Origin of the sequence: Achromobacter sp. SIMBA_011 (assembly GCF_046535435.1) — a bacterium.
Classification (GTDB): Bacteria; Pseudomonadota; Gammaproteobacteria; order Burkholderiales; family Burkholderiaceae_B; genus Achromobacter; species Achromobacter dolens.
On sequence record NZ_JAWRWN010000001.1, the window covers coordinates 279524 to 305078 of the forward strand.

Here is a 25555-nt window from a genome sequence, read left to right on the forward strand (position 1 = left end):
GGCCGAACTTGCCGGCCCATCCAAAGCACTTCCTTGTCAACGCGCCGATTATCAACAGCGAGGAAGCGCAAAACCGGGAAAATGCATCGCGGAATAACGAAATAAGGCGTGTCCGAGGCCGGACCTCGCCTTCACCCGCCGCTGTCAGGGTCGCGACGGGAGGCCACTCGAAATATCCGGCAGCACGCTGCCGGATCGTTGTGGCCGGTCAGGCTTCCGACGCCGGCCCGCCGACGTATCCCGGCCGCTTCGCGGCCGTGACGATGATCTCGACCAGCAGATCGGGCGAGGCCAGCTTGGCCTCGCAGGTCGCGCGCGTCGGCAGCGCATTGGCCGGGGCCCACTCGGCCCACACCGCGTTCATGCCGGCGAAATCGCGCTCGATGTCCTTGAGCCAGATCTGCACCGACAGCAGCCGGGTCTTGTCCGAATCGGCCCGCGCCAGATAGCCGTCGATCTTGGCCAGCACGTCGCGCGTCTGCGCGGCAATGCCGCCTTCGGCCGACGAGGTCACGCCCGCGACGTACACGGTGTTGCCGTGAATCACGATGCGGCTCAGGCGCTCGTTGGAATCCTTGCGCACGATGTCATTCATGAGTGCTGCTCCTTTGAAGTGGATGCCGGCGCGCCCGCGGCGCCGGCGAAACGATCGATGGCGAACGGCGCGATCGGTAGATCGGTCACGCCAGTGGTGATCAGATCGGCCATGATACGGCCGACGATCGGGCCCAACTCGAAGCCGTGGGCCGAGAAGCCGAAGGCGTGGAAGGCGCTGTCGTAACGCTGGCTGCGCCCGATCACCGGGATCTCGTCGGGCATGGCGGCCTCGATGCCGGCCCAGCCGCGGTTCACGACCGCTTGCCGCATGTGCGGAAACAGGTCGCAGACGGTGCGCGCGCCCTCGGCCAGTGAACGGAAGTCCAGCTCGGTCCATTCCGCGTCGCGATCGACCCAGGCGCGGCGGCCACCGCCGATCAGCACGGTGCCGTTGGCGCGCTGCTTGAACGACAGCGGCCGGCCGGTGCCCAGCACCACCGCGTCCAGGAAATGATCCATGCGCAGCGTCACCAGCATCATCGGGCTGATTGCGATTAGCGGCACCGGCTCGCCCCATTCGGCGGCGATGCGGTCCGCCCAGGCGCCGGCGCAGTTGAGCACCTGCGGCGCGGTGTAGACGCCGGCGTCGGTTTCGACCCGCCATTGCCCATGCTCATGCACGGTGCGCAGCACGCGCACGCCTTCCACGAAGCGCGCCCCCAGGCTGGCGGCCTTGCGGCGGAACGCCAGCGTGGTGCGGTAGGGATCGGCGGCGGCGTCCTCGCGCGCGATCAGGCCGCCTTGCACCGTGGGCGTCAGCGCGGGAATCATCGCCAGCAATTCGTCACGGTCGATCCATTGTTCATGCGTGTAGCCATGCCGTTGCATGGTCGCCAGGCGCGCGCGCAGCGCTGCCGCGTCGGCCTCGTTCTCGGCCACGCGCACCTGCCCATGCTGTTCGAAACCGCAATCGTCATCGACCAGCTCGCCAATGCGATACCAGAGCTCGCGCGAGGCCAGCGCCAGCGGCACTTCGGCCAGGTGCCGCGCCAGGGTGCGCACGCCCCCGGCGTTCACGCCCGAGGCGTGGCGGCCGACGTAGTTCTTTTCGATCACCAGCGCCGGCACGCCGGCGCGCGCCAGGTGCAGCGCCGCCGAACTGCCGTGCAGGCCGCCGCCGATGATGATGACGGCGGCCGAGCGCGAAGCGTCCGTCATGGCGGGCTCCTATTTCTTCAGCCGCACCACCGCCTGGCGCGACTCGTCGGTCTGCGGCAGCGACGCCAGCTCGCCCAGCGTCAGCGGCTTGGTCGGAAAGCGCAGGCGGTAGTAGCCCACTTCCGGCACCGGCACGCCGCGTTCCTCGGCGATGATCTCCGACACCGTCAGGCCGCAGAAGCGTCCCTGGCACGGCCCCATGCCGCAGCGCAGGAAGGCCTTCATCTGGTTCGGGCCGCTGCAACCGAGCTTGACGGTGTCGCGCACCTGCGCCGCCGTCACTTCCTCGCAACGGCAGACGATGGTGTCGCCGGTGGGGCGGCGGAAGGTCTCGGGCGCCTTGTACAGGGCATCGAAGAACTCGCGTCCGCGCACCGACCGCGCCAGCGCGGCACGCGGCGCGGCGGCCTCGCTGTCGCGCCGCGCCGCATCGATGCGGCCCAGCAGGTGCGCGGCCTGCAACGCCGCCAGCCGGCCGCGCTGTTCAGCCGCCAGCGCGCCGGCGATGCCGGCGCCATCGCCCGCCATGCCGACGCCATCGACCGAGGTCAGGCCCCAGTCATCGACGTCCGGTTCCCAGCAATCGAGCGCCGCGTTCCAGCGATGCTCGGCGCCGATGGCGCGCGACAGGTTGACGTTGGGCACCACGCCCTGGTGCAGCATCAACTGCTGCGCCGGCAAGGTCTTGGTGACGCCGCCGGCGGTGTAGCGCACGCTTTCCAGCTTGTTCTCACCCAGCGCTTCCAGCGCCGTCACGCCCTTGATGATGGGTACCGCCGCCTTGACCGCGCGCAGCAGCGACAGCCCCTTGCCCAGATACGGCGAACGCAGGAAGTCCCACACCTTGGGCAGGGCCTGGCGCAGACGGCCGGGCGGCGTGGTTTCGAGCAGCGCGTCGATCTTGACGCCGGCGTTCAGGTACTGCCACGCCACCAGGTACAGCAGCGGGCCGCAGCCGGCCAGCACCGTGCGGTCGGCCGGCACCATGCCGGCCGACTTCAACAGGATCTGCGCCGCGCCGGCGGTGATGACGCCGGGCAAGGTCCAGCCGGGAATCGGGAACGGCCGCTCCTGCGCGCCGGTAGCCAGCAGCAGGCGCCGCGCATGCAGGATGCGCGCTTCGCCGGCCACCGAGTACGCCACCTCGAAGCCGCGTTCCGGCTCGGGCGCGGTGCGCTCGGCCACCGCCCACACGGTCGCGCCCGGCTCATAGCGCGCGCCCGACTGCCTGAATGGCTCGACCAGTGAAGCGCCATGCCAGTAGTCCGGCCCCAGCACGGCACGGTTGGTGACCGGCGTGGTGGTGATGGCGCGGTAGATCTGTCCGCCCGGCGCGGATTGCTCATCCAGCAGCACCGTATCCACCCCCAGCCGGGCGGCCGTGGTGGCGGCAGCCAACCCGGCGGGACCCGCGCCCACCACCAGCAAATCGCATTGCGTCGTCTCGATCATGCCTGCACCTTGCGCGCGCCAAGCTGGCGCTCGATCTTCATGCCGTCACGCACGGCCGTCATGCAGCCCTGCTGGTTGGCCTGGCCATCGATCGTGACCAGGCAGTCGTAGCACACGCCCATCATGCAATAGGGGCCGCGCGGCACCTCACCCACCGCGGTGTCGCGACAGGCCTGCATGCCGCCGGCGAACAATGCCGCGGCCACGCTGTCGCCGGCGCGGCACTGCAGTTCGGCGCCATTCACCGTCACCCGCACCGGCGCGCCCTGCGCCTGGCGCTGCGCCTCGTCAAGCCTCTTGAACATGAAACCTCCGGGTCGAGAAGGGCGCCATGTCGTCGGCCAACTGGCCGGCGGCGATCATGGGCGCCAGTTTGAGCGCGTGCGCGGCCGCCAGGGTGACGCCGCTGTGACAGGTGGCGACGAAGGCGCCAGGGCACGTCTCGGATTGTTGATAGATGGGGAAACCGTCCTTGGACATCACCCGCAGCGCGGCCCAGCTACGCACCACCCGCACCTCGCGCAGGGCGGGCAGGGTGCGCACGGCGCGGTCGGCCAGCGTGCCCAGGATCGGCAGGCCCACCTGGTTGTCCACATAGCCGGCTTCTTCCTGCGAGTCGCCGATCAGCCAGGTGCCTTCGTCGGTCTGGCGCAGCGTGGACAGTGGCGTTTCCAGCAGGCGGCGGGTGCGCTCCAGCACCACGATCTGGCCGCGCTGCGGCCGCACCGGCACCGTCAGGCCGACCTGGTCGCCCAGCGCCTTGTTCGATAGGCCGCTGGCCAGCACCAGCTTGCGCGCCCGCACCGTGCCGGTGGGCGTGGTCACCTCGAACACGCCGTCGCGCTGGCGGATCTGCTTCGCCGGGCAGCGCGGCAGGTAATCCACAGCCCGCTGTGCAAAACTCATGTGCAGGGCCCGCAGCAGCTTGAGCGGATTGGCGATGCCGTCCACCGGCGTCCAGGTGGCGCCGCGCACCTCGGGGCCGATGCCGGGCACCATGTCGGCAAGCTCGTGGCGGTCCAGCATTTTCCAGTCGTACTGCGCCATGCCGGGCTGCGCCAGCAGCGTGCGCATGAAGTTGGCGCGCGCTTCCATTTCCTCGTCGCTCAACAACGCGTGCAGGCCGCCGCGCTGCTCCAGGTGCACGTCCACGCCGATCTGCTCCCGCAGCTCGGCCGCCAGTTGCGGCCAGGCGCCGGCCGAGGTCATGGTCCACACGCCGTAGCGCGGCAGGCCCATGCCCTTGCTCTGCACCCAGACCAGCCCGAAGTTGCCGCGCGAGGCGCGATAGGCCACGTCGCCTTCGTCCAATACCGCGACGTGGTCCAGTTCGCGCCGCAGCCCGTAGGCCACGGCCGAGCCGACCAGGCCGCCGCCGATCACCACGGCGTCGTAGACGCCGCGATGCGCCGGCGCGCGCGGCGCCTGTTGTATTTCTTCCGTCATTAGCGTCCCTTTCCGACAAACAGCTTTTCCAGGCCGACCAGGCGGTCCAGGATGAAGATGGCGATGATGGTCACATAGATCAGCACGGCCGACACCGCCGTCACCAGCGGGTCGATGGTGTCCTCGATGTGCAGGAAGATGCGCACCGGCAGCGTGGTGGTGGACGGCGAGGCGATGAAGATCGACATGGTCAACTCGTCGAAGCTGGTGATGAAGGCGATCACCCAGCCGCTGACCACGCCCGGCAGCAGCAACGGCAGCACCACGCGCCGGAACGCGGTCCAGTGGGACGCGCCCAGCGACTGCGCCGCGCGCTCCAGCGCCGGATCGATGCCGGTGGCCGAGGCCAGCACCAGCCGCAGCGCATAGGGCATCACCAGGATCACGTGCGCCACCACCAGCCCCACGTAGGTGCCGGCCAGGTCCACCGTGGTGAAGAACTTCAGGAAGGCCAGCCCCAGCACCACGTGCGGAATCATCAGCGGCGACAGGAAGAACGCCACCAGCGCCTCGCGGCCGCGGAAGCGGTTGCGCGACAGCGCCAGCGCGCTCGGCACCGCCAGCGCGATCGCCAGCGTGGCCGACAGCGTGCCCAGCCCCAGGCTGAACCAGAACGCCTCGATGAAGCGCGGGTTGTCGAGAATGGCGCGGAACCAGCGCAGCGACAGCCCCCCGCTGGGCAGCGAAATGAAGCCTTCGGACGTGAACGCCACCGCGCACACCATCACGATGGGCGCCAGGATGAACAGGATGAAAAGCGTATGGAACAGCAGGCCGATGGGACCGTTGCGGAAGTTCATGTCAGGCCCCCGACGGATTGAAGACCGCGCCATAGCGGCGCTCGATCAGCCGGTTGGCCGACAACAGCACCACCACGGTCGCCACCAGCAGCACCACCGCCAGCGCCGCGCCCAGCGGCCAGTTGAGCGTGTTCAGGAACTCGTCGTAGGCGGCGGTGGCCACGTTCTTCAGGCGCCGGCCGCCAATAATGGCGGGCGTGGCGAAGGAACTGGCGGCCATCGCGAACACCATGATCGACCCCGACAGGATGCCCGGCATGACCTGCGGCACGATCACGCGCCGGATCACGGTGAACTGGCTGGCGCCCAGCGACAGCGCGGCGGCCTCGGTCGACGGATTGATCCGCTGCAACGACGCCCACACCGCGATCACCATGAACGGCACCAGCACATGCGTGAGCGCGATGCCCACGCCCAGGTTGCTGTACATCAGGTCGATCGGCGTGGCGATCAGGCCGATGCCCATGAGCGCCTTGTTGATGAGTCCGGTGGACCCGAACAGCAGCGCCCAGCCCAGCGTGCGCACCACCACCGAGATCAGCAGCGGTCCCAACACCACCATCAGGAACAGGCCCTTCCACGGATTGGCCATGCGCGACAGCACGTAGGCCTCGGCCGTGCCCAGCACCAGGCAGGCCAGCGTCACCAGCGCCGCCACGCCGAAGGTGCGGGCGTAGATCTCGTAGTAATAGCCGTCGCTGAAAATCTCGATGTAGTTCTTCCAGGTGAAGGTGACCTGCATGCCGCCGTAGAACTGGAAGTCGAAGAAGCTGATCAGCAGCACCAGCGCCATCGGCACCACCAGGAAGGTGGCGTACACCGCCAGCGCCGGCGCGCTCAGCAGCCAGGGGTTGGCGCGCGCGCTCATTTTGCCGGCTCCTGGCCGGCCACCGCGCACATGTCCTGCGCGCGCCAGCGCAGGTGCACGGTCGCGCCCTCGGCGGGCACCGGCACGCCGTCGTTCTGGCGGATCACCATGACTTCGCCCACCGAGGTCTCGACCTGGCACAGCCAGTGGTTGCCCTGGAACACTCGCGTCTTCATGCGGCCGGGCAGGGCACAGGCGCCGGCCTCGGCGAACAGGATCTTCTCGGGCCGCACGATCACCGCGCCCTGCGGCACGGGCTGCCCGTCCATGGCGATGTGGGCCTCGCCGATGCGCGCCCGCACCTCGCCGTCATAAGACTGCGGCGTGGGCGTGAACACATTGGCCTTGCCCAGGAAGCCGCCGACGAAGCGGTTCGACGGCCCTTCATACGCGGCGAACGGCTCGGCCACCTGCTCGACCCGGCCCTGGTTCATCACCACGATGCGGTCGGACAGCGCCAGCGCTTCGGACTGGTCGTGCGTCACCAGGATGGTGGTGGTGCCGACGGTGCGCTGGATGCTGCGCAGCTCCAACTGCATTTCCTCGCGCAGCTTGGCGTCCAGGTTCGACAGCGGCTCGTCCAGCAGCAGCACGCTGGGGCGGATCACCAGCGCCCGCGCCAGCGCCACGCGCTGCTGCTGGCCGCCCGACATGCGCGCCGGATGACGGTCCGCCAGATGCGAAAGGCCCACCAGCTTGAGCGCCTCGGCCACCCGCGCCTGCCGCTCGTCCTTGCCGACCCGCTGCATCTCCAGGCCGAACGACACGTTCTCGGCCGCGGTCATGTGCGGGAACAGCGCGTAGTTCTGGAACACCATGCCCAGCCCGCGCTTGTTCGCGGGCGTGCGGCTGACGTCCTTGCCGTCCAGCACGATGCTGCCGCCGCTGGGCTCGACGAACCCGGCGATCATCTGCAGCGTGGTGGTCTTGCCGCAGCCGGACGGCCCCAGCAGCGAGATGAACTCGCCGCGTTCGACCGACAGACTCAGGTCCTCGACCGCCGTCAGGTCGCCGTAGCGCTTGGACAGGCGGTTCAATACGAGATAACTCATGGATGCTCCCGCTGGCGGCACGCCCGCGCCGCCGTTGCGTCCTGGTGTACGAAACGTCAACGCTCGATTTCACGCGTCCAGCGCTTGTTCCAGTCGTCCCGGTTCTGGTTGACCGTGTCCCAGTCGATCACGATCAGGTCGGCGGCGCGCTTGCCGATCGGCAGCGGCACGCGCGGATCGTCGGCCACCTTGGCCTGCTTGTTGACCGGGCCATAGCCGTAGGCGCTGGCCAACTGCTCCTGCACCTTCGGGCTCACCAGGTAGTTGACGAAGGCCTGCGCCAGCGGATTGGCGTTGGCCTTGGCCACCGGGCATACCGACGACAGCAGCGCGTAGGCGCCTTCCTGCGGATAGACGAAGCCCACCGGGAAGCCAGTGTCGGCGAAGGCCTTGACGCGGCCACTGCCCCACACGGCGATGGTGGCCTGGCCACTGGAGAACAGCTCGGTCATCTTGCCCGGCGACGGTTCGTACACCAGCACGTTGGGGCCGACCTCGTCCTTGAAGGTCTTGAAGCCGGCGTCGATCTTCCTCTCGCCGCCGCCGCCCTCGCGGGCATACTCGACCAGCGCGTGCAGGCCGTAGGTGTTGTTCAGCGGCGGCACCACCAATTGCTTTTTGTACTTGGGATCCTTCAGGTCCTTCCAAGAGGTGGGCGCGGCCCACTTGCGCTCGTCGAAGACCTTCTTGTTGTACATGATGCCGGTGGCGACGATGCCGATGGCAACCGCCTTGTCGTCCTTGTAGCGCGCGGTGCCGTAGATGTCGTCGGCCGGCAGGCCCTGGATGGGCGCGCAGAATCCCAGCGCGATGGCCTGGTACATGGGACCGTCGTCGATGATGGCGACGTCGATCTGCTGGTTGCTCTTCTGCGCCTGCAGGCGCGCCACCGTATTGGTGGAGTTGCCGGCCACGTAATCCAGCTCGACGCCGTGCTGCTTGGCGAAGGGCGGGAAGATGTCCTTGCGCATGATGTCTTCAAACGAGCCGCCGTAGCCGGCCACCACCAACTTCTGCTGCGCCTGCGCCGTGGCGCATACACCGACGGCCACTGTGGCCGCCGCCAGGACTGCGAGTACCTTGCCCATGAAAACCCCCGTTTATTGGAAGAGAACTGCAAGAACTGCCGGTGCTGCCTGAATCCGGGGATGGACTCGCCGCAGAAAAAAATGCGGACCCGCTTGCCCCGCGACCTCATGTCCGCCGTACAATTTGTCCGTACATGAATGTCCGGACAAATAATGGATCCGCGAGGCGGGCCCTGTCAATGGGTTATTGTCCGTACAAACCCCGATAGAACGAGAAAAGGAGCCACCCCATGACCCGATCCTCCGAACGCGCGCCCGACCCGGCCGCCGCGCGCGAGGCCCGCGGCCAGGCCACGGGGCCGGACGACGAGGCTGGCGGTCCACGCTACAAGAGCATCTACCAGCAGTTGGCGCGCGACATCGGCAGCGGTCGCTACCCGGTCATGACGTTGCTGCCGACCGAACACGAACTGTGCGAACAATTCGGCGCCAGCCGCCACACCATCCGCGAGGCCATCCGCATGCTGACGGTGGCCGGCATGGTGTCGCGGCGACCCGGCGTCGGCACGCGCGTCGAAACCGCCCACGCCAGCACCCGCTTCACCCAACGCATCTCGCAGTTCCCGGACCTGCTGCAATACGCGCGCAACGCCGCGCTGCTGGTGCAGGAGGTGCGCACCATCAAGCTCACCAAGCGGCTGGCCGAGAGCCTGGGCGCCGAGGCCGGCCAGCCGTGGCTGCACATCAACTCCATCAAGACGCTGGGCGACCAGGACACGCCGGTGGCGTGCACGCTGATCTATGCCGACCCGGCGCATTCCGACCTGCGCGCCGACATCCAGCCGCGCATCTCGCTGCTGCGGCTGATCGAAGACCACTTCGGCAACCGCATCCACGAGGTCAATCAGGAGTTCTCGGCCACGCCCATCGCGGCCGGGATCGCCAGACAGCTCCACGTGGAGCCGCAGACGGCGGGCTTTGTCATCACCCGCCGCTACTACGGCAGCGGCGGGGTGTTGCTGCTGGCCACGATCACCACTTTTCCGCATGACAAGATGAAGTACTCGATGTCGCTCAACGTGGCGTAACGGGGGCTTCGTAGCCATAGGCCGCGCGCGCCGCTTCCGGACTGATCTTGCCGTCGGCCAGATCGCGCTCGATGCGGTTGCGGGCCCGCTCGGCCGCGGGGCCGTAGCCGCCCGCACCCGGGGTCTCGATGCGCACGCTCTCGCCCGGCGCCAGCGTGATGTTGGCGGTCTTGGAGAACAGCTCCTCTTGGGCGGGCGTGCCGAAATTGCGCACCAGCCGCGCTCGGCGGCCGTCGGCGCCGCCATCGACACCGGCGGCCACGCCCACAGTGTGGCTGTCCGAGCGCGCCGAGAAAACGATGCCGGGTCCGACCGCGCGGATCTGCTTGGCGATGCCCATGCCGCCGCGGGTGCGGCCGGCGCCGCCGGAATCGGGGATCATGGCGTACTCGTCCATCAGCAGCGGGTACTCGTTCTCCAGCGCTTCCACCGGCAGGTTGGAGGTATTGGTCATGTGCACGTGCACCGCGTCCATGCCGTCGCTGTCGTAGCGCGCGCCGGCCCCGCCGCCCAGCGTCTCCAGGTAGACGAAGTGCCCGGCGCGCTCGCGCCAGCGGCCCGAGAACACGATGGCCGGACAGCAGTCGTTGCTGGACGCCATGGTCTTTTCCGCCGGCAGCAGGCCGCGGAACGCGCCGAAGATGGCGCCCGCGACCTTCTGCGCGGTGATCGAGCGCGCGCCCACCGCCGCCGGATGCTCGGGGTTGGTGATGGTGCCCACCGGCGCCGATACGCTGATCGGGTCGAACAGGCCGGCGTTGGGCGCCAGGTCCGGATCCAGCAGCGCCTTGACCGCGTAATACACGCAGGCCCGCAGCGCGTTGAACGGCAGGTTCATGGCGCCGCGCGCCTGCTTGCCGGAACCCTCGAAATCGAAATGCAGGCGGTCGCGGCTGACCGTCAGCGTCACCTGGATCGGCACCGGATCGCCGCCCATGCCGTCATCGTCCAGATCGCTGCGGAAAGTGTAGCTGCCCTGCGCCAGCTCGCCGATGCGGTTGAGCAGGCGGCGGCGCGTATACGTGATGACGTCATCCACCGAGCGCAGCACGGCCGCCAGGCCCATCTGCCGGATCAGGCCCTGCACCGCGGCCGCGCCTCGGCGGTTGGTGGCCATCTGCACGCGCAGGTCCAGCACCCGTTCCTCGGGGTCGCGGGTGTTGGCGCAGATCAGGCGCAGCAAATCCTCATCCACCTCGCCGGCGCGCGCGATGCGGCAGGCGGGAATGCGGATGCCCTCCTCGAAGATCGACTTCAGGCCGCCGGCGATCGAGCCGGGCACCGCGCCGCCCACGTCCGAATGGTGCGCGATGTTGGCGGCGAAAAAGCGCAGCGTGCCTTCCCAGAACACTGGCGTGACGATGTTGATGTCGGGCAGGTGGCTGCCATTGGCCAGGTAGGGGTCGTTGCAGATGAACACGTCGCCGTCGCGGATCTGATCGAGCGGGAAGGCGCGCAGTATCGCGCCCATGGCGCCGTCCAGCGAGCCCAGGTGCAGCGGGATCTGCGTGCCCTGCGCCACCAGCCGGCCGGCGGCGTCGAACAGCGCCACCGAGCAGTCCTTGCGTTCCTTGATGTTGGTCGAGAACGAGGCCCGCACCAGCGTGTTGTTCATGTCTTCGGTGATCGACAGCAGGCGGTTGCAGAACACCTCCATGCCGACCGGATCGGCCAGGGCCACGCCGGTGTCTTGATTGGCTTCATGGGCTTCACGCATGCGAGCCTCCTTGCAAATGGATGATCAGGTTGCCGTAGGCGTCGACCTCGACGTCCTGGCCGGCGCCGACCACGGTGGTCGAACTCATTTCCTCCAGCAGCGCCGGGCCGCGGAAGCGCGCCCCGGTGGGCACGCGGTCGCGGTCATAGACCGGCGTGTCCAGCCAGCCGTGGCGCTCGCCGAAATAGGCGCGGCGTTCGCCGATGCGGGCGCCGTCCAGCGTGCCATCGACCTGGCGCGGCGCCAGCGGCGCCTTCACCACCTGGCCCACCGCCTGCATGCGGCAGTTGATGATCTGCACCTTGCGGTCGTCGACGGTGTAGCCGTACTCGCGCTCGTGCGCCTCGGCGAAGCGGCGCGCGAACTCGGCGTAGCCGCCGGCGCCGGTGTCGTCCAGCGCCACCTGCACCTCGAAGTTCTGGCCCTCGTAGCGCGCGTCGATGGCGCTGCGGTACAGGCGCAGCGCCGGTTCCACGCGTTCCTCCTCCAGCCAGCGCTCGGCCTGATCGCGCAGCCCGTCGAAGATCGTCGATACGCCGTCCCAGCTTTCCGCGCTGGCCAGCGCGATCTCGCTGCGCACGAAGTCGAACGAGATGTCGCTAAGCAGGATGCCGCGCGCGCACATGGTGCCCGGCTCCTGCGGCACGATCACCGTGGGGATGCCGCATTCCTCGGCCACCTCGACCGCGTGCAGCGGGCCCGCGCCGCCATAGGCATACAGGGCGAATTGCGACAGGTCGTGGCCGCGCTCGGTCGACACGGCGCGGATGGCGCGGCTCATGTTGGCCGCCGCGATGCGCAGGATGCCTTCGGCCGCGGCCTCGCGCGTCAGGCCCAGCGGCCGCGCCACGCGTTCGTCGATCACCTGGCGCGCGGCCTCGGCGTGCACCGGCATGCGGCCATTCAGCAGCGCCACCGGATTCAGGCGCTGCAAGGCGATCTCGGCATCGGTGATGGTCGGCTCGGTGCCGCCGCGGCCGTAGCCCACCGGCCCCGGCACCGCGCCGGCGCTGTGCGGCCCGACCTTCAGCGCGCCCGCGTCGTCGAGCCAGGCGATGCTGCCGCCGCCCGCGCCGATCACGTGGATGTCCACCATCGGCGTCTTCACCGGATAGCCCGCCACCTGGCGGTGCGAGGTGAACAACGGTCGGCCATCGCAGATCAGCGACACGTCGGTGCTGGTGCCGCCGACGTCGAACGTCACCAGGTTCAGGCTGCCGATGGCGCGACCCACCGCGGCCGCGCCCACCACACCGGCGGCCGGCCCCGACAGGCAGGTGCGCACCGGATACTGGCGCACCGTGGCGATCGACATCAGGCCGCCGTTGGAATGGATGGTGTGCGGCTCGTGGCCGATATCCAGCTCGCGCACGCGCTGCAGGAAGCGTTCCAGGTAACGCGCCATCTTCGGCCCCACCGCCGCGTTCAGCACCGTGGTCGACAGGCGTTCGTATTCGCGGAACTCCGGCAGCACGTCCGACGACAGGCTGATATACGCATCGGGCATTTCCTCGGCCACGATGCGCGCGGCCTGTTGCTCGTGCGCCGGGTTGCGGTAGGCATGCAGGAAGCAGATGGTCACGGCATCGATGCCGGCGGCGGCAAAGCGCTGCGCCGCCGCCCGCACCGCGTCCCCATCCAGCGGCGTCAGCACCTCGCCTTGCGCATTGACGCGTTCATTAACCTCGGCGCGGAACTCGCGCGGCACCGCCACCGGCGGCTTGCCGACGCTGTAGTCGTACAGGTGCGGCCGCGTCTGCCGGCCGATCTCCAGCACGTCGCGAAACCCCTGCGTGGTGATCAGGCCGACGCGCGCGCCCTTGCGCTCGATGATGAGGTTGGTCGCCACCGTGGTGCCATGGCCCACATGCGACACCTGCGACGGCGCCACGCCATGGTCCTTGAGCATCTGCGCGATGCCGGTGGCGATGGCTTCCGATGGGTCCGACGGCGTCGACGGCACCTTGTGAAAATGCACGATGCCTTGATCTTCGTCGATCATCGTGAAGTCGGTAAAAGTGCCTCCGACGTCTATCCCTATGCGATACATGCTTGTGCTTCCCTGAATGAAAAGAAGGGCGCGGCGGCGCTCAGTCCAGCTTGATGCCGGCCTGCTTGACCACGCCGCACCATTTGTCGATTTCGCTCTTGATCATGGCGCCGAAGGCCGGCCCGGCCACGTCCGAGACCTGCGCGCCCTGTTGTTCCAGATAGGTCTTCATGGCGGGCGCGTGCAGCGTCTGCGCCAGCGCATCGGTCAGCTTGACGCGCAACGGCTCGGGCAGCTTGGCCGGGGCCAGCATGCCGAACCACACCATCGCTTCGTAACCGGGATAGCCGGACTCGGCCACCGTCGGCACGTCGGGCAGCATCGGCGAGCGTTGCGGCGACGTCACCGCCAGCGCCTTGATCTTGCCGTCCTTGATATACGGATAGGACGTCATCACCACGTCCATCATCATGTTGATCTGGCCGCCCACCAGGTCGATCAACGCCGGGCCCGAACCGCGGTACGGCACGTGCACCATCGACACGCCGGCCGTGCTCTTGAACAGCTCGGCGGCCAGGTGGTTGGAGGTGCCCTGGCCGTTGGAGGCGAACGAGTATTTCTCGGGCTCCTTCTTGAGCAGCGCCACGAACTCCCGCAGATTGTTGGCCGGCACCGACTGGTTCACCGACATGACGTTGGGAATGGTGGCGACGACGGTCAGCGGCGTGAAATCCTTGAGCGCGTCGTACGGCAGCTTCGAATACACGCAGGGCGCGCTGCCGTGCGTGCTGACCGAACCCATCAGGATGGTGTAGCCATCGGCCGGCTGGCGCGCCACGTACTCGGTGCCGACGGTGCCGCCCGCGCCGGGCCGGTTCTCGACAATGACATTGGCCGACAGGCGCTGGCCCAGGCCCTCCGCGATCTTGCGCGCGATCAGGTCGGTGGACCCGCCCGCCGCGAACGGCACCACGATGCGGATCACCTTGTCGGGCCACTCGGCGCGGGCCGGTAGCGCGGCGGCGGCCAGCGCGGCCGCCCCGAATGCAAGACAGCAACTGCGAATGAACGCTGCGTTCATGACTTCCCCTTGTTGATAGAACTTCCTTGCGGCCCGATCATGGACGCCGGACCTGAGAGGCATTGCCTCGGGTTCACTGCAACAACGGGAACATCCTAGGCCTGGCCGGCGCGCGCCAGCAGTCCTTGCGGTTTATATTGATATAGATGCCATTTATAGGTGGGCGGCGGTGAAGCATCCGGACCTGAATCTGCTTGTGCATTTCGACGCGTTGATGACCTGCCGCAATGTGTCGCGCGCGGCCGAGCAACTCGGCATCAGCCAACCCGCCATGAGCGCCGCGATGAACCGTCTGCGGCAACTGTTCGGCGATCCGCTGCTGGTGCGCGAAGGCGGCGCGTGGCAGCCGACGCAGCGCGCGCACGAACTGCACCAGGGCTTTCTGCCGCTATTGGAAGGTTGGCGCCGCGCCACCCGCACGCGCGAGGTGTTCGACCCGGCACACTCGGCCCGCAGCCTGTCGTTCTACGCCACCGATTACGTGCAGTACACGCTGCTGCCCAAGCTGATCCCGCGCCTGGCGGTGGATGCGCCGCACTTCCAATTGCTGATCGTGCCGGCGCGGCCGCAGCACGGCCTGAGCATGCTGGACACCAACCATGTGGAGCTGATCGCCGGCTACTTTCCGGACCCGGCGCCGGACCTGCGCACGCGCTTCCTGTACCAGGAGCCGGCGGTGTGCATCGTGCGCGAAGGCCATCCCTGTCTGCGCAAGCGCTGGAACCTGGACGCCTACCTGAGCTACGGCCACCTGGACCTGGCGGCCCACACGCGCTACTTCAGCAAGGCCATCGACCGCATCCTGATGGGACAGAACCGCAGCCGCCGCATCGTGGCGACGCTGTCGAGCTACATGGTGTGCCCGTTCATCGTCGAGGCCTCGGACCTCATCGCCACGATGCCGGCGAGCATCGCCAAGGCCATGTCGGGCAGCGCGCGCATCGTCACGCTCAAGGCGCCGCTGAGCCTGCCGGCGATCACCGTGTCGCTGTACTGGCACGAGCGCTACCAGGATGACCCGGCGCATGCATGGCTGCGGCAGTACCTGGCGGGCGTGCTGGGGTAGCGGCGGCGCGAAGCCAAGCCCGTGCCGCGCGCGACGGCCACGTCAACGCGGGCCATCGCGCGGCTTGCGGCGCTTACTTCAACGGCATGCAGATGCGCGTCTGCAATTGCGCGGGCGGCGTGGTGCGCGGGTCGTTCAGGTATTGCTCGAACATGGGAAAGTCCGCCGGCACCATGCCGCTGCCGGGCAGCCATTCCGAGAACATCCAGTTGTAGGCCTTGTCCATCTCGTTGTACGGGCCGGTATAGGTCAGCATCGCACAACGGGTGGCGGGGATCTCGAAGCGTTCCAGTTCGTCGCCCAGCTCGGCGTCGGGCGCGACCGCCACACCCGCCATCGAGCGCAACTGGGCCGGCGGCACCTGCTCGGGGTCGTCGAAGTAGATGCCGAAGCCGATGGCCTCGGGACGCGCCAGGCCGCGGCTGGCGGCGAGCATGAAGGCGCGGGAAAAGACCGGGCCGATTTCCTGGTAGCTGCCGCGGTGCGGCAGGGCGGCCAGCACGGCGCCGGGGAAGGTTTCGATGGTGATGGGGTACATGCCTGGCTCCTTGGGGTCGAAGGGTCGGGAGCGGGTCGCGCGGTAGCGCCCCGGCGGGATGCCGAAGGTCGCGCCGAACGCGCGGTTGAAGGCGGCGTCCGACTCGTAGCCGGCGCGCTGCGCAACGTCACGCAAGGAATCCCCGGTGCTGCCCAATGAAACGGCCGCGCGGTGCATGCGGATGCGCTGCACGGTGGCGTTCACGGTTTCGCCCATCACGGCGCGGTAGACGCGGTGGAAGTGATAGGGCGAGAGGCAAGCCAGATCGGCCAACTGATACAGGTCGGGGTCGGCGTCGGGGTGGCTGGCCAGCCAGCGCAGGACGGGGTCCAGGCGGTGGGCGTAGGTGGTGCGGGTTTGGGGTTTCAAGTGCGTGGCTCCTTGGGGAGCAAATGTAGGCGGCCTTGGTTTGCAGATTTTGCGGTTTTTTTTGTGGGGCGGATGGAGTTTTTTGCTGGTGGAGGGCGGAGTTCTTTAGACGCCAGGAGCGCCGTGCCGAGGGGTGGGCGGGGCTACGACTGCGGTCCGGAGCGTTCGCTCCGGACTGCCCCATCCTCATCCTCGTCGCCTGCGGCTCCTTCGGATTCCGTCGGGCGCGTCTACACGCCCCGCCCACCCCTCGGCACGGCGCTCCTGGCTCTTGTTGATTTCACTTCACGGGCGCTGGGGAGGAAAGCGAGTTGTCCACAGCGCTTGGATTTTGCGATGCGAAGCAACGGCTGTGGATAACTGCTTGGTCGGCTTTTTAATAGCCGCGAACGGGGTCGTAGATGTTGGGCAAGGCCTCTCCGCGTTCGTTGGCGGTGATGAGCCAGGCGGTGTGGCGGGCGCGTTCCTGGCGGTCGGGGATGGCCGCGCAATGTGGGGTGATGATGATGTTGGGGTGGGTCCAGAGGGGGGATTCGGGCGGCAGGGGTTCGGGGTCGAAGACGTCCAGCAGGGCCTGGTGCAGGTGGCCGCCGTCCAGGGCGTCGAGGAGGTCCTGCGTGACCATGTGGCTACCGCGGCCGGCGTTGATGAGGCTGGCGCCGCGCGGCAGGTGGGCGAAGGTGTCGCGGTTGAGGATGCCGCGGGTGGCTTCGGTGGCGGGCAGCAGGCAGACCAGCAGGTCGGTGCGGGACAGGAATTCGGGGAACTGGTCGGGGCCGGCGTAGGACGGCAGGCCGTCGGGCAAGGTGGTCGCGCCGCGCGACCAGCCGCTGACGGGAAAGCCAACCTTGGCCAGCAGGCGGGCGGCGGCGATGCCGAGGTGGCCCAGGCCCATGATGCCGACGCGCATGTCGGCGGCCACGCGCAGCGAGTCGTACAGTTCCCAGTGGCGGCGGGCCTGCTGGTCGATGGCGCGCTTGAGGTCGCGGGTCAGCATCAGGGCGCTGGTCAGCACGAACTCGGCCATCTCGGTTTCGGTGCGCGGGGTGACCATGCGGGCGATGCGCAGGTGGCGCGGCCAGGCGGGGTCGGAGACGATGTGGTCGACGCCGGCGCCGGCGCTGATGATGAGCTTGAGGTTGGGGAAGGTGGCCAGGCGGCCAGGGTCGGGGGCCCAGACCAGGGCGTAGTCGATCGAGGCGGGGTCGACGTCGTCGAACCAACTGACGATCTCCAGATCGGGCGCGTGGCGTTTGAACTGCTCGCGCCATTCTTCCATGGCCGATTCGCCGCCGGACCTGATGATGAGCCGCATGCCTGGCCTCCTGCGTTGCGGGCGCGCGCGCCCTGGGTGTGATCGGCGCCTTGCCGTCCGCGACGCGCGCAGCGTCGCGGACGAAGGCGCGCCTGTCCTCAGCGTTCGACCGTGCGGTTCCAGCGCGCGTTGAAGGCGGGACGGGTGGCGTTGATCTGGTCCCAGTCCAGGATCTTGGCGTTGGCCATGTAGCCCTGGAAGCGCTTGAGCGCCTCTTCGGTGCCGGCCGGCGGTTGAACGTTCTTATTGGACGGGAAATGGCCGCCCATTTCCAGTGCCTTGGCCTGCGCCTGCGGCGACAGCAGGTACAGCGCCAGCTTCTGCGCCAGTTCCGGCTCGCTGTTCTTGGCGATGACGCACTCGGCCACCATCAGGATCACCGAGCCTTCCTTGGGCTGGGCGTATTCCACCGGGATGTCGCGCTTCTTCAGGCGGGCGATGGCGGTGGGCGTGAGCGGGAAGATGGCGGCTTCGTTGGACTGGATCATCTCGGCCAGCTTGGCCGAGTTGGGGATGTATTCCAGCACGTTGGGGACGATGGTGGACGGCCACTGCTTGAAGCCGGGCTCGGTGTTCTGGTCATTGCCGCCCTGGATGCGGTTGAACATCAGGAAGCCGTGCAGGCCGAAGGTGCTGCCCGAGGCCGACTGGAACACCACCTTGCCCTTGAACTTGGGATCGGCCAGGTCCATCCACGAGGTCGGCGCGGCCCAGCCTTTCTCCTTGAACAGGCGGGTGTTGTAGCCCAGGCCGGTCATGCCGATGTCGATGCCCGCGGCCATGCGGTCCTTCATGACGGCGGTGGGGTACAGGTCCTTGAGCACCGGATCGTCGTTGAGCGGCTCGCACAGGCCCATGGAGATGGCGCGCGCCATGATGCCGTCGTCCAGGAACATGACGTGCATCTGCGGCTTGTCCTTGAACGCCTGGGCCTTGGCCAGCACGTCGGTGGACGTGCCGGGCACCACCACGATCTTGACGTTGTTGGCCTTCTCGAAATCCGGGAACACGTACTGCGTGAAGGCGCGCTCCATGTCGCCGCCGTTCATGCCGACGTACAGCGTCTTCTGCTGCGCCATGGCGCCCGCCGACAGCGCGGCCAGCGCCAGGCCCAGCAGCCACTTCCCCTTGGACGGGCGGCGAACGCCCTGTTTGTTATGCTTCATGGTGACTCCAGCGTTTGCTCACGAACAGGCCCCAACCGAGCCACGGCGCCGTGAGCGGCCCCCGTGTATCGTCCGATGCCGAAGGCGTCGATGGGAATGGAAGACCGGCCGTTAACGACCAGTTCGGAAAGCACTTCGCCCACGGCGGGGCCGATCTGGAAGCCCGCGCCGGACAGGCCGAAGGCATGGAACAGGCCCGGCACGGTGGCGCTGGGGCCCAGCACCGGGTTGTGGTCGGGCATGTTGCCCTCCACCCCGGTCCAGAAGCGGATGACCTGCGCCCCGCGCAACGGCGGCAGCAGGCGCGCGGCGTTGGCCATCAGCGGGCCCAGCGCCTCGCGGCCGGGACGGGCGTAATCGGGGCCGGCGGACACGGCGCGGCCGCCGCCGATGACACAGTTGCCGCGCGCCACCTGGCGCGCATAGATGCCGCCACCCTGCATGCCGAGGCTGACATCCATGAACAGCGGCAGCGGCTCGGTCACCATCATCAGCGGATGAATCGCGGTCTCGGGCACGGCTTCGCCGAAGTCCTGTGCGAAGCGTCCGGCCCACGCGCCGGCGCAATTGAGCAGGAAGCGCGAACGCACCTCCAGCGCGTCGCCGACGCGCAGGATGAAGCGGTCGCCGTCATGGACCGCTTCGGTGACGCGGGTCGATTCGCGCACGTCTGCGCCCAGCGCGCGGGCGGCGCGGCCAAAGGCGGGCGACACGAGCCGCGGGTTGGCGTGGCCGTCCTCGGGACAGAACGAGCCGCCCACCACGTGCGCGCCCAGCCAGCCGAAACGCCGCGCCAGCGCCGCGCGGTCCAGCATTTCCAGATTCATGCCGAAGCCGCGGGTCTGCGCGCGGTAGGCGTGCAGGGCGTCCAGGTCCGCATCCGAGCACGCCAGCTTCAAGTGGCCCGAGCGTACGTATTCGCCGTCGATGCCGATCAGTTGCGGCAACTGGCCCCAAAGCTCGTGCGCGCGGCGCGCCAGCGGCATCTGCTCCAGGCCACGGCCCTGGCGGCGCACGCCGCCGTAGTTGACGCCGCTGGCGCGGGCGCCGCACAGCGCGGCCTCCAGCAGCACCACCGGCACGCCCAGCCGGCGCAGGAACAGCGCGGCGCTGCCGCCGACGATGCCGCCGCCGAGAATGGCGACTTCGGTGTCGATGCGTTCGGTCATGGCGCGGCCTTCTCCGTGCGGTCGAGACAGACGATATCCACAGGGATCGGCTTGACCGGCGGCTGGCCACGCAGGCGGCCGACGCCGTCCGGCCCGGCGCCGCAGGCCTGCGCCAGCACTTCGGCCGCGCCGGCGCCGCACATGCGGCCCTGGCAGCGTCCCATGCCGACACGCGTCAGCGCCTTCAGGCGGTTCAGTTCGCGCGCGCCGGTGCCGTGGACCGCCGCGCGCAACGTGCCGGCGGTGACTTCCTCGCAGCGGCACACCACGGTGTCGTCGGCGATGTCGGCGGCCCAATCCTCGGGAAACGGAAAGGCGCGTTCGAGCGCGTCGCGCACGCGGCCGTTGGCGGCCAGGCGGGCCTCGAGTTCGCGCGCCCGCTGCGCCGGCTGCGCATGGCCCGCATCCTCCAGCAAGGCGAGCGCGGCGCGCTCGCCGGCGAGCTCGGCCGCGTCGGCGCCGCCGATGCCGGCGCCGTCGCCGGCCACGTACACGCCGGCCACGCTGCTGCGTCCGGCCGCGTCCAGGCGCGGCGTCCAGGCACGGTCACGCGCGTTGAAAATGAACTGGCAGCCCGCCAGGCTGGCCAGTTGCGTTTCGGAGCGCAGCGACAGACCGTAGCCCAAGGCATCGCAATCGACGCGCCGCTGCCGCGATCCCTGGCGGTAGACCAGCCCGGTGACGCGCGTCTCGCCCTCGGCCCGCACCGGCCGCACGCCGCTGGCCATCGGCACGCCATGCGCGCGCAGCCAGGCCATGTAGTACAGCCCCTTGGCCAGCAGGCCCGGCGCGCGCAACATGGCGGGCAAGGCCGCCAGACGGTCGGCGAAGCGCGAGGTATCCAGCACCGCGACAACACGGGCGCCGGCCTTGGCGTACTGATAGGCGACCAGATAAAGCAGGGGGCCGGTGCCCAGGAACGCGACGCGCTCGCCGATGGCGCAGCCCTGGTGCTTCAACGCCACCTGCGAACCGCCCAGGGTGTACACGCCCGGCGTCAGCCAGCCCGGGAACGGCAGCACGCGGTCGGTGGCGCCGGTGGCCAGGATCAAATGGGTGTAGGGCACGGGCGCGCTCTTGCCGTCGCGCAGCACATCGAGCGTCTTGCCTTCGGCGTTCCACACCAGGCTGCCGGGCCGGTAGTCCAGTTGTGGCGCCAGCTCGTCCATCTTGCGGTGCAGCGCATCGGCCTTGCGGTGCTCGAAGCCGTACAACGCCGCCTTGGATCGCGCGAAGCCCGGCGGCGGCTGGCGGTAGATCTGGCCGCCAGCGCGCGGCGCCTCGTCCAGCACCACCGGCCGCAGGCCCTGGGCCGCCAGCGTCTGCGCGGCACGGATGCCGGCGGGGCCGGCGCCCACGATCACGGGCAGGATCAGGTTCATGATGCCTCGCCCTCCGCCGCCAACGTGCCCGGCATGTATTCCGCACGCGGCGGCGCGCTGCGCAGGCGCATGCCCGCTTCGATGTAGGTGGAACAGGCGCGCAGCCGCGTGCCGTCCTCGCGCTGCATCCAGCAGTCCTGGCAGGCGCCCATCATGCAGAAGCCGGCGCGCGGCCCGCCGCCGAATTCCGAGACGCGCAGGCGTTCGGCCTGCGTCAGCACCGCCGTCAGCACGGTATCGCCGGCCAGCGCGCTGCAGGGTTTGCCGTCCAGCGTGAAGGCGACGGCGGGCCGGGCCGTTTCGGCCAGGCGTTTCAGTATTGCCATGATGGCGGGGTCTCCCGTTGCGTACCCGGCGTGATCGTCATTTCTGTCCCACCAGCACGCGGTCCAGGCCGTAGACACGGTCCAGCAGCAGCATGGTCACCGCGGTCAGGCCGATCACCAGCGCCGACACGGCCGCCATCATCGGGTCGATCGACTCGGTGGCGTACATGTACATGCGCACCGGCAGCGTGATGGTCGACGGCGCGGTGATGAACACCGACATGGTCAGCTCGTCGAAACTGTTGATGAAGGCCAGCAGCCAGCCGCCCGACACGCCCGGAATGATGAGCGGCAGCGTCACCTGGAAGAACACCGTGGCGCGGCTCGCGCCCAGCGACAGCGCGGCATGCTCGACCGAGCGGTCAAAGCCCACCAGCGCGCCGATCACCAGCCGCATCACATACGGAGTGATCACCACCACGTGGCTGAACACCAGCCAGCCGAAGCTGCCGGTCGTGCCCAGCAGCGCGAAAAAACGCAGCAGCGCCACGCCCAGCACCAGGTGCGGGATCATCAGCGGCGACAGGAACAGGCCGTTGAGCGCATCGCGTCCCGGAAAGCGGTAACGCGTAATGGCGATGGCCGCCGGCACCGCCAGGCACACGGCGATGCTGGCCGACAGGAACGCCAGCCACAGGCTGTTCTTGAACGCCTGCATGAAGTTGGGATGCTCGAACACCGCGTGGAACCAGCGCAGCGAAAACTGCGTGGTCGGCACCGTCAGCGTCGACTCGGGCGTGAACGCCACCAGGCACACGATGGCCAGCGGCGCCAGCACGAACAGCACCACCAGGGCATTGAAGAGGAGAGCGAAGGGACCGTTTTTCTGCATGATCGCTGTCCTCGCTCAACCCAGGCTGCGCCGGTAGGAACGTTCCACCACGCGGTTGTACGCCATCATGATGACGACGTTGACCACCAGCAGCACGATGGCGATGGCCGCGCCCAGCGGCCAGTTCAATTCGGTCAGGAATTCGTCGTAGACCACCGTGGCCACCATCTTCAGGCGGCGTCCGCCCAGCAGCGCGGGAATCGCGAACGAACTGGCCGACAGCCCGAACACGATCAGGCTGCCCGACAGGATGCCCGGCATGGCCTGCGGCAGCACGATGCGCAGCAGCGTCTGCAAGCGCGAGGCGTTGAGCGACAGCGCCGCGTGCTCCACGGTCGGGTCCAGCTTCTGCAGCGAGGTCCACACCGGGATCACCATGAACGGCAGCATCACGTGCACCAGGCCGATGATGACGGCGGTAGGCGTGTACAGCAACGGCCCCAGGCCCAGCGCCGCGGCCGCGCGGCCGATGGCCCCGCCCGGCCCCAGCAGCATGCTCCAGCCGAAGGCGCGCACCACCAGCGAGATCAAGAGCGGCGACAGCACCACCAGCAGGAAGATCGAGCGCCACGGCTTGCCCATGCGCGACAGGATGTAGGCCTCGGGCGCGCCGATCAGCACGCAGATCAGCGTGGTCACGCCCGCGATCCAGAACGTGCGCCAGAAGATCTCCAGGAAATAGCCGTCGGTCACCACCGCCAGGTAGTGTTCGAAGGTGTGCCCGGGCAGGATGCCCGCGCTGTAGTCGAACGGACGGAACGACAGCACCAGCGTCAACGCCAGCGGCGTCAGCACCAGCGTCAGGAACACGATCGCCAGCGGAATCGAACCGAGGATGGCCAGCAGCCCGTCGGTGCGCGGCTTGGGCGCGCTGGCGGCGCCGGGTTGGGTCAGCGTCGCCATGTCAGGCCTCTTCGGCAACGGCCGCGACGGGCAGCACGCGCAGCACCCCCTCGGCCCAGTCCAGGCCGATCTGTTCGCCATCGTCGTGCGGCGGGCGGCCGTCGTTGGGCGTCAGCACCGTCAGCGCCCCCACCGGCGAATCCAGCCCGTACATCCACTGGCTGCCCAGGAAGTAGCGGGTGCTGACCACACAGGACAGCTTGCCCTGGCCCGCCGGCACCGGCACCAGCTTCTCCGGCCGCAGCGACAACTGCACACTGTCGCCATGGCGCAGCCCCGCGCCGTCGACCAGCACGCGCAGCGCGCCGGTCTCCACCTCGGCCTGCGCGCCGCAGCGCGTCACGCGGCCCGGCAGCAGGTTGGTCTTGCCGACGAAACGCGAGATGAACTCGCTCTGCGGATGCTCGTACATGCGGTAGGGCGCATCCACCTGCGTGGCGCGGCCGTCCTGCATCACCACCACGCGGTCGCTGATCGACAGCGCCTCTGCCTGGTCGTGCGTCACCATCACGGTGGTGGTGCCGATCTGCTTCTGGATGCTGCGCAGCTCGAACTGCATGTCCTCGCGCAGCTTGGCGTCCAGGTTCGACAACGGCTCGTCCAGCAGCAGCACCGGCGGCCGGATCACCAGCGCGCGCGCCAGCGCCACCCGCTGGCGCTGCCCGCCCGACAGTTCACGCGGAAAGCGGTCGGCGTGCTTGTCCAGCTTCACCAGCGCCAGCGCCTCGCGCACCCGCGCCTGGCGCTCGGCGCGCTCGACCTTGCGCATCTTCAGCCCGAACGCCACGTTGTCCGCCACCGTCAGGTGCGGAAACAGCGCATAGCTCTGGAACACGATGCCCAGCCCGCGCGTGTTCGGCTTGGCATGGGTGATGTCGCGGCCATCGAGCGTGATGCTGCCGCGCGTCACGTCGGCAAAGCCCGCGATCATCTGCAGCGTGGTGGTCTTGCCGCAGCCCGACGGCCCCAGCAAGGACACGAATTCCCCTTTCTCGACCGCCAGGCTCAGGTCCGAGACCACCCGCAGGTCGCCGTAATTCTTGGAGACGTTGTCCAGCCGCAGAAATGACATATTCCAACCCCCTGCCCGGTAAGGCGCGGTGCGCGGGACCCGCCCGCGATGCAATCGATGCAGGGCAGTCTAGGAGGGGCCGAAAAGGCCGGTCAATTAGGGTTTTCCGAACAATCGAATTTTCTACTTATTATTTCCGTATAACTGAATTTCCTGATAAAAATACAGCCGTATATTTTGATTATCGGAATTGAACAATGAAGAAATCAGAAGCCGCCGACGACGCCGGCGCCCAGGGCGTCCTGCAACGCGCCTTCGCCGTGCTGCGTGTCCTGTCCGACGCCAAGGGCGAAAAATTGCGCCTGACCGACATCGCCGCCCGCACCGGCCAGGCCCAGGCCACCGTGCACCGCGTGCTGCAGGGCCTGGTGCAGGAAGGCATGGTCGAACAGCCCGCGCAGAGCAAGGGCTACCAGCTCAGCGTCGCCTTCTTCTCCCTGGCCGCCGCCGCCGGCAACCACCAATCGACCCTGCGTTCGATCTACCGCCCCGTCATGCTGCGCCTGAGCGGCATGCTCAACGACACCATCTTCCTGCTGGTGCGCAGCGGCTTCGACGCCGTCTGCCTGGACCGCATCGACGGCGCCTTCCCGGTCCGCTCGCACACCGGCGACATCGGCGGCCGCGTCCCGCTTGGCCTGGGCCAGGCCGGCCTGCTGCTGCTGGCCAACCTGCCCGAAGCCGAACGCGAGGAAGTCCTGCGCTTCAACATTCCGCGCCTGCACCACCTGGGCTTCGTCGACGAAATCTCGATGCGCGCCGGCATTAAGGAATGCCAGGAACTCCAATACGCCCGCAGCAAGGGCCAGGGCATCTTCCCCAACATCGCCGGCCTCGCCGTCCCCGTGCACGACCCCAACGGCGTCACCGTCGCCGCCCTCAGCATCGCCGCCCCCGTCGAACGCATCAGCGACGAACGCCTGCCCCTCATCGTCGAAATCCTGCGCCGCGAAGCCGCCGGCATCAGCGCCCAACTCAACCCCTTCGACCCGGCGCTAAGACGCCCCAGCCAATTCCTTGGAACCGGCAACCGCGACTGAAACGACCAGCCAAACCGCCCCCTCTCCCCCCCCAAGGCCGGGCCAACCCAGCCCCGCATCAACGCCGCGCAGCGCACATCGCGCCACCACAAGACACCGC

24 protein-coding genes are annotated in these 25555 nt (G+C 68.5%); 3 read left to right on the plus strand and 21 right to left on the minus strand.

The annotated features are described in order from the left end of the window. Positions 1-208 precede the first annotated feature (208 nt). Genes SB816_RS01310 through SB816_RS01350 form a run of 9 tightly spaced genes read right to left on the minus strand, consistent with a single transcriptional unit; the run spans position 209 to position 8461 of the window. Complete coding sequence (locus SB816_RS01310; protein ID WP_054504489.1) at positions 209-595, minus strand: RidA family protein; 387 nt, start codon at positions 593-595, stop codon at positions 209-211. Beyond that, a complete protein-coding gene (locus SB816_RS01315) occupies positions 592-1755 on the minus strand; it encodes an NAD(P)/FAD-dependent oxidoreductase (RefSeq protein WP_269875327.1) in 1164 nt (387 codons plus the stop codon). Before SB816_RS01315 ends, SB816_RS01310 begins: the two co-directional genes overlap by 4 nt. Before the next feature lie 9 nt (positions 1756-1764). After that, positions 1765-3207, minus strand: a complete 1443-nt coding sequence (locus SB816_RS01320; protein WP_269875325.1) for an NAD(P)/FAD-dependent oxidoreductase — start codon at positions 3205-3207, stop codon at positions 1765-1767. After that, the gene (locus tag SB816_RS01325) at positions 3204-3512 is read right to left on the minus strand and encodes a (2Fe-2S)-binding protein (protein WP_006389495.1); all 309 of its coding nucleotides are present in this window, start codon (positions 3510-3512) and stop codon (positions 3204-3206) included. The genes SB816_RS01320 and SB816_RS01325 overlap by 4 nt, the downstream gene beginning before the upstream one ends. Beyond that, positions 3496-4653 carry an NAD(P)/FAD-dependent oxidoreductase gene (locus SB816_RS01330; RefSeq protein WP_410546432.1) on the minus strand — a complete coding sequence of 386 codons (1158 nt, stop codon included), beginning with the start codon at positions 4651-4653 and terminating at the stop codon, positions 3496-3498. The genes SB816_RS01325 and SB816_RS01330 overlap by 17 nt, the downstream gene beginning before the upstream one ends. Then, positions 4653-5453: an ABC transporter permease gene (locus SB816_RS01335; protein ID WP_054499250.1), complete on the minus strand. Its 801-nt coding sequence runs from the start codon at positions 5451-5453 to the stop codon at positions 4653-4655. Before SB816_RS01335 ends, SB816_RS01330 begins: the two co-directional genes overlap by 1 nt. Position 5454: 1 nt before the next feature. Next, a complete protein-coding gene (locus SB816_RS01340) occupies positions 5455-6321 on the minus strand; it encodes an ABC transporter permease (protein ID WP_054504485.1) in 867 nt (288 codons plus the stop codon). Continuing rightward, the gene (locus tag SB816_RS01345) at positions 6318-7373 is read right to left on the minus strand and encodes an ABC transporter ATP-binding protein (protein WP_020925745.1); all 1056 of its coding nucleotides are present in this window, start codon (positions 7371-7373) and stop codon (positions 6318-6320) included. Before SB816_RS01345 ends, SB816_RS01340 begins: the two co-directional genes overlap by 4 nt. A 56-nt stretch (positions 7374-7429) precedes the next feature. Then, positions 7430-8461, minus strand: a complete 1032-nt coding sequence (locus SB816_RS01350) for an ABC transporter substrate-binding protein (RefSeq protein ID WP_410546433.1) — start codon at positions 8459-8461, stop codon at positions 7430-7432. A gap of 230 nt (positions 8462-8691) precedes the next feature. Here SB816_RS01350 and SB816_RS01355 point away from each other — a divergent pair, with 230 nt between their 5' ends. Further along, entirely contained in the window at positions 8692-9489 is a 798-nt protein-coding gene (locus SB816_RS01355) for a GntR family transcriptional regulator (protein ID WP_410546434.1), read from the plus strand. On the opposite strand, the gene SB816_RS01360 is transcribed toward SB816_RS01355, so the two are convergent. The 3 genes from SB816_RS01360 to SB816_RS01370 are packed head-to-tail and all read right to left on the minus strand — an operon-like array spanning position 9476 to position 14277. Beyond that, on the minus strand, positions 9476-11206 hold the full coding sequence (locus tag SB816_RS01360) for a hydantoinase B/oxoprolinase family protein (RefSeq protein ID WP_410546435.1): 1731 nt from the start codon (positions 11204-11206) through the stop codon (positions 9476-9478). The two genes, SB816_RS01355 and SB816_RS01360, sit on opposite strands and share 14 nt — an antisense overlap. After that, entirely contained in the window at positions 11199-13256 is a 2058-nt protein-coding gene (locus tag SB816_RS01365) for a hydantoinase/oxoprolinase family protein (RefSeq protein ID WP_410546436.1), read from the minus strand. The genes SB816_RS01360 and SB816_RS01365 overlap by 8 nt, the downstream gene beginning before the upstream one ends. Positions 13257-13296: 40 nt before the next feature. Next, positions 13297-14277 carry a Bug family tripartite tricarboxylate transporter substrate binding protein gene (locus SB816_RS01370; RefSeq protein ID WP_238874632.1) on the minus strand — a complete coding sequence of 327 codons (981 nt, stop codon included), beginning with the start codon at positions 14275-14277 and terminating at the stop codon, positions 13297-13299. 169 nt (positions 14278-14446) lie between these two features. On the opposite strand from SB816_RS01370, the gene SB816_RS01375 reads away from it, so the two are divergent. Next, positions 14447-15343: a LysR family transcriptional regulator gene (locus tag SB816_RS01375; RefSeq protein ID WP_234353609.1), complete on the plus strand. Its 897-nt coding sequence runs from the start codon at positions 14447-14449 to the stop codon at positions 15341-15343. Positions 15344-15416: 73 nt separating this feature from the next. On the opposite strand, the gene SB816_RS01380 is transcribed toward SB816_RS01375, so the two are convergent. The 9 genes from SB816_RS01380 to SB816_RS01420 all read right to left on the minus strand — a co-directional run bounded on the left by SB816_RS01380 (position 15417) and on the right by SB816_RS01420 (position 24415). Continuing rightward, on the minus strand, positions 15417-16250 hold the full coding sequence (locus tag SB816_RS01380; protein WP_410546437.1) for a GyrI-like domain-containing protein: 834 nt from the start codon (positions 16248-16250) through the stop codon (positions 15417-15419). A 376-nt stretch (positions 16251-16626) separates the two neighbouring features. Further along, positions 16627-17565, minus strand: a complete 939-nt coding sequence (locus SB816_RS01385; RefSeq protein ID WP_410546438.1) for a 2-hydroxyacid dehydrogenase — start codon at positions 17563-17565, stop codon at positions 16627-16629. Positions 17566-17663: 98 nt separating this feature from the next. Continuing rightward, on the minus strand, positions 17664-18731 hold the full coding sequence (locus SB816_RS01390) for an ABC transporter substrate-binding protein (protein WP_410546439.1): 1068 nt from the start codon (positions 18729-18731) through the stop codon (positions 17664-17666). Continuing rightward, positions 18728-19900 (minus strand): NAD(P)/FAD-dependent oxidoreductase, encoded by a 1173-nt coding sequence (locus SB816_RS01395; protein ID WP_064527378.1) that lies wholly within the window; start codon positions 19898-19900, stop codon positions 18728-18730. Before SB816_RS01395 ends, SB816_RS01390 begins: the two co-directional genes overlap by 4 nt. Then, positions 19897-21282: an NAD(P)/FAD-dependent oxidoreductase gene (locus SB816_RS01400; RefSeq protein ID WP_054504477.1), complete on the minus strand. Its 1386-nt coding sequence runs from the start codon at positions 21280-21282 to the stop codon at positions 19897-19899. The genes SB816_RS01395 and SB816_RS01400 overlap by 4 nt, the downstream gene beginning before the upstream one ends. Continuing rightward, entirely contained in the window at positions 21279-21608 is a 330-nt protein-coding gene (locus SB816_RS01405) for a (2Fe-2S)-binding protein (RefSeq protein ID WP_054418833.1), read from the minus strand. The genes SB816_RS01400 and SB816_RS01405 overlap by 4 nt, the downstream gene beginning before the upstream one ends. 37 nt (positions 21609-21645) lie before the next feature. Next, positions 21646-22440, minus strand: a complete 795-nt coding sequence (locus SB816_RS01410) for an ABC transporter permease (protein ID WP_054418835.1) — start codon at positions 22438-22440, stop codon at positions 21646-21648. Positions 22441-22455: 15 nt separating this feature from the next. Next, the gene (locus SB816_RS01415; protein WP_049070352.1) at positions 22456-23343 is read right to left on the minus strand and encodes an ABC transporter permease; all 888 of its coding nucleotides are present in this window, start codon (positions 23341-23343) and stop codon (positions 22456-22458) included. Between the two features lies 1 nt (position 23344). Continuing rightward, positions 23345-24415: an ABC transporter ATP-binding protein gene (locus SB816_RS01420; RefSeq protein ID WP_063584720.1), complete on the minus strand. Its 1071-nt coding sequence runs from the start codon at positions 24413-24415 to the stop codon at positions 23345-23347. A 197-nt stretch (positions 24416-24612) separates the two neighbouring features. Here SB816_RS01420 and SB816_RS01425 point away from each other — a divergent pair, with 197 nt between their 5' ends. Beyond that, a complete protein-coding gene (locus SB816_RS01425; RefSeq protein WP_054504475.1) occupies positions 24613-25455 on the plus strand; it encodes an IclR family transcriptional regulator in 843 nt (280 codons plus the stop codon). Positions 25456-25555: the final 100 nt, after the last annotated feature.